The sequence below is a fragment of the Microvirga sp. P4_G7 genome (assembly GCF_056401005.1).
Genome location: NZ_JBFUKD010000367.1, coordinates 1 through 3,704 on the forward strand (window position 1 = coordinate 1; position 3,704 = coordinate 3,704).

Sequence of the window (3,704 nt, forward strand, 5' to 3'; positions counted from 1 at the left end):
CGTCTGGGCGTCCCGATGACGGTGACGGAGCAATACCCGAAGGGTCTGGGGCCAACAATGGCATCGGTCTCTCACGGCCTGCCGCCCGACGCCGCCGTTTTGCCGAAGATGACGTTCTCCGCGGCGTCGGATGCCGCCATCGCCGGGCGCATCGACAATCTGCGCGACGGGGGCCGCAACCAGGTCGTCCTATGCGGCGCGGAAGCTCACGTTTGCGTCCTGCAGAGTGCGCTCGGCTTCATGGCCAAAGGCGCCGACATCTTCGTCGCCGGAGATGCGGTGTCGAGCCGCTCGGCCCATTCGGTCGAGGCTGCCCGCGCAAGAATGCTTCAGGCCGGGGTTCGGTGGGTGACGACTGAAATGATCGTCTTCGAATGGCTGGAACGCGCGGGCACCGAGCATTTCAAGGCGCTGTCCGCGCTGATCAAATAGAGGCGTTGTCCTCGCCGCCAGACGCAATGAACGCCTTGAGCTCGTCGAGCGAGCCGAAACGGAACTCGCCTTGGGGAGTTTTCGCTTCGATCGAACCGTCGGAGAACATCACATAGGTGTTGTCGCCTGAATTATAGGTCCCGATCACGCTCGGGGGTTGTGGCGCCGGTTCCGGCTCGATGGCCTCGATCGTTTCCTCGACAGATTCGTCTGCGCCCTCGTTCAAGGGCTCGATGCGATAATCCGTCTCCGGATCTTCCTCGGGAAGCATCGGCTCGGCCAGTTCTCTTTCGCGAGCGGCCAGTGCGCCGAGATCGGAACCTTCTTCCGTGTAGGCCGCCGAAAAGGTCTCACGGCGCTCTATGAGAAAATCGGGAATCCGCACGTCGGGCGCTTCCTCGCGATCCCGGGGTTCTTCACGCGCGAACCCCTCTTCCCGCGCAAACTCGTCTTCGAAATCGTCGAGCGAAATCGGCGGCGCCTCGCGCGGTTCGTCGCGCAGCTCCTCGGTCGTCTCGCGCGAGCTCGCGTCCTCGTCGGCTGTTCCGAACAAGGGCAGATCCGGTTGAAGGAAGTCGATCGGGCGCTGGTCGCCGGACGTGTCGGCCAATCCCGCCGCCGCGACGCCTGCTGCTACCGCGGCCGTGCCCGTGGCAAGGCCTGGAGCAATCGAGGGCTGAGTCTCTCCAAGGGAGGATTGCGTCACACGTCGCGCCATGGCGAGCGTCTCGCGCAGGGCTGCGATGTCTTTCCGGATGCCCGAGAGGCGCCAAACGATCGCGGTAAGCCCGAGAAGAAGAACGCCGCTGGCGGCCGAGACGCTGCCGGCAACGGCCGTCGTCCATCCGCGTTCGAGGAGGACGTCTTCCCAGCCCAAGAGGAAAGTGAACAGGCCGCCCACGATCATCGCAAGAGCCAGGGCGAAAAGCGCGATGACCATATCGTCTCCGTTACGCAACACTTGGAACGCGGAATGTTCCGCAAGACCCGTTTTTATAAGGCATAGGTCACCTCAAGAAAAGCTTGCCCCGGAAAAAGTCTCAAGCTTGGCCGTTGCCCTATGGCAGGGAGCGCTTTAACTAACGTCCCTGACCGCTCGAACCTCAAGGAGGCTTTCATGTCGTTTACCCTTCCCGAACTGCCCTATGCCTACGATGCGCTGCAGCCCTACATGTCGCGCGAGACCTTGGAGTTCCATCACGACAAGCATCACGCTGCTTACGTGACCAACGGCAACAACCTGCTCAAGGGCACGGAGTTCGAAGGCAAGAGCCTCGAGGAGATCGTCAAAGGCTCTTACGGCAAGAATCCCGGCCTCTTCAACAATGCCGGCCAGCATTACAACCATCTTCACTTCTGGAAGTGGTTGAAGCCGAATGGCGGCGGGTCGATTCCGGGCAAGCTCGAGAAGAAGATCATCGAGGATCTCGGCTCCGTCGAAAAGGCGAAGGAAGATTTCATCCAGGCCGGCGTGACGCAATTCGGCTCCGGCTGGAGCTGGCTCGCGGTCAAGGATGGAAAGATCATCGTCGCCAAAACCCCCAACGGCGAAAGCCCGCTGATTCACGGCGCGACACCGATCCTCGGCGTCGACGTGTGGGAACACTCCTACTACATCGACTACCGCAATCGCCGCCCGGACTACCTCAAGGCCTTCGTCGACAACCTGGTGAACTGGGAATACGTCGCGGAGCTCTACGAGGCGGCATCGCGCTGATTGGACTCAGGCTACGGGGCTCTTCGGAGCCCCGTACGCGTCTCGCCCAGCCCGTTCGGGCATAGGGACAAGCACGAGATGCTTTTCTTCACACAGGTGAAGAAAGGCGTCGGACGAGAGAAATGCCAGCTCCGCCGCCCGGCTTTCCAGGATTGGATCCAGCGAGCGCAGCTCTTCATCGACATGACCCGGATGGCACATGACGACCGGGCTTGGCCCCAGGCCACGGAAAGCTCGCCGCAAGACAGTCGGCGCATCCGTCTGGGGTTCCAACGGGCTGAAGCCCGAAAACCCTTCGTTCACGCCATAGCCTGCCGCGCGCACCAACTTGCCAAAACCGACGGCGAGACTGCGCACCACGATAGCTTTCCGCGTCGCCATTCGACGATCGAGAATGGACAGAAGCGTATCGGACGGGTCACGCAACCAAAGGTGAGGCCCGTACCCTTTTGCCTTGAGAGCCTCGATCAATTCTTGCCTGATGCCCGGCAACACGTGCACGTGCTGATGGCCGTCCACGAAATCCGGCGGAGCGCCGAGGGCATCCTCGAATGCCGCGAGCTGGCGATCGATCTCATCGCGGACCTCGGGAGCAGGCAGCCGACCCGAGAACGCCTGCCGCAGCAAGGGTCCCAGCTGCGGGAACGCGCCATTCGGCGCCAGTGCCGGCATAGCGCCAAGCGGCTTCCCCGTCGTGAGGTTGAGGTGAAGCCCGGTACCGATCCTGTCTCGGTAAACCCTCAGTGCCGGCGCGTTTCGCCTCCATCCGGGCATGTTGGACATCACGCCGGTGGCGGAGATCCGACCGAGGGCCGCGAGCTCCAGGATGCCTTGGCTCACCCCGTCCGAAAGGCCGAAATCGTCGGCGCAGAGGACGACCGGACGGGGAAAACGCATCGTGGGCTCCAAAATCGGCTTTGCCGCAGCCTACCCCCCTTGAGTGGGAGGGCAAACTCGGGTCTCAATGCCCGCGCTCGGGGGCGATCGGCAAGACGAAATCGGCATTTCGCCGGATCCACCCCCAAACGTCGTCAACTAGCGCGTGGTCGTCTCGTCCGGACCGGATCATGCCTTCGTCAAAGGATCACCGCGTGGCGTCGCCGCAGATCAGCGTCATTATCCCGGTTCACAACGAGAGTGCGAATATCGGTCCCCTCTGCGAGGCGCTGGTCCCGGTGCTCGAACAAGTGTCTCCGCTTTGGGAGATCCTGTTCATCGACGACGGCAGCCGGGACGAAACGCTGGCCCGGATCAAGGATCATGCCCGCGACGAGTCTCGGATAGGAGCGATCTCCTTCAGTCGCAACTTCGGCAAGGAGATCGCCATCGCGGCCGGCCTCGATCACGCCCGTGGCGAGGCCGTGGTCATCATGGACGCGGACCTCCAGCACCCGCCCGAAATGATCACGTCGTTCGTCGAGCGATGGCGCGAAGGCTTCCTCATGGTCTACGGCCAGCGCACGGATCGTTCGGACGAGACCCGCATCAAACGCGGCTTCGCCCACCTGTTCTATCGGTTGTTCGCCAAGTTCGGCGAGGTTCACCTTCCCGAAGG

Annotated in this window: 5 protein-coding genes; 3 read left to right on the top strand and 2 right to left on the bottom strand. The window is 62.5% G+C overall.

Annotated features, from left to right (window positions below):
- Positions 1–432 (top strand): isochorismatase family protein (locus AC1DT3_RS14670; RefSeq protein ID WP_477465982.1); only part of this gene is annotated, 432 nt, incomplete at its 5' end.
- Here AC1DT3_RS14670 and AC1DT3_RS14675 read toward each other — a convergent pair.
- The gene (locus tag AC1DT3_RS14675; protein WP_477465983.1) at positions 425–1,372 is read right to left on the bottom strand and encodes a hypothetical protein; all 948 of its coding nucleotides are present in this window, start codon (positions 1,370–1,372) and stop codon (positions 425–427) included. The two genes, AC1DT3_RS14670 and AC1DT3_RS14675, sit on opposite strands and share 8 nt — an antisense overlap.
- 177 nt (positions 1,373–1,549) lie before the next feature.
- Here AC1DT3_RS14675 and AC1DT3_RS14680 point away from each other — a divergent pair, with 177 nt between their 5' ends.
- On the top strand, positions 1,550–2,149 hold the full coding sequence (locus AC1DT3_RS14680; RefSeq protein WP_477465984.1) for a superoxide dismutase: 600 nt from the start codon (positions 1,550–1,552) through the stop codon (positions 2,147–2,149).
- A gap of 6 nt (positions 2,150–2,155) precedes the next feature.
- Here the strand turns inward: AC1DT3_RS14680 and AC1DT3_RS14685 are convergent, their stop codons facing one another.
- Positions 2,156–3,046, bottom strand: coding sequence for a ChbG/HpnK family deacetylase (locus tag AC1DT3_RS14685; RefSeq protein ID WP_477465985.1), 891 nt, complete (start codon positions 3,044–3,046; stop codon positions 2,156–2,158).
- 194 nt (positions 3,047–3,240) lie between these two features.
- On the opposite strand from AC1DT3_RS14685, the gene AC1DT3_RS14690 reads away from it, so the two are divergent.
- Positions 3,241–3,704: glycosyltransferase family 2 protein (locus AC1DT3_RS14690; RefSeq protein ID WP_477465986.1), on the top strand; the 464-nt coding region annotated here is incomplete at its 3' end.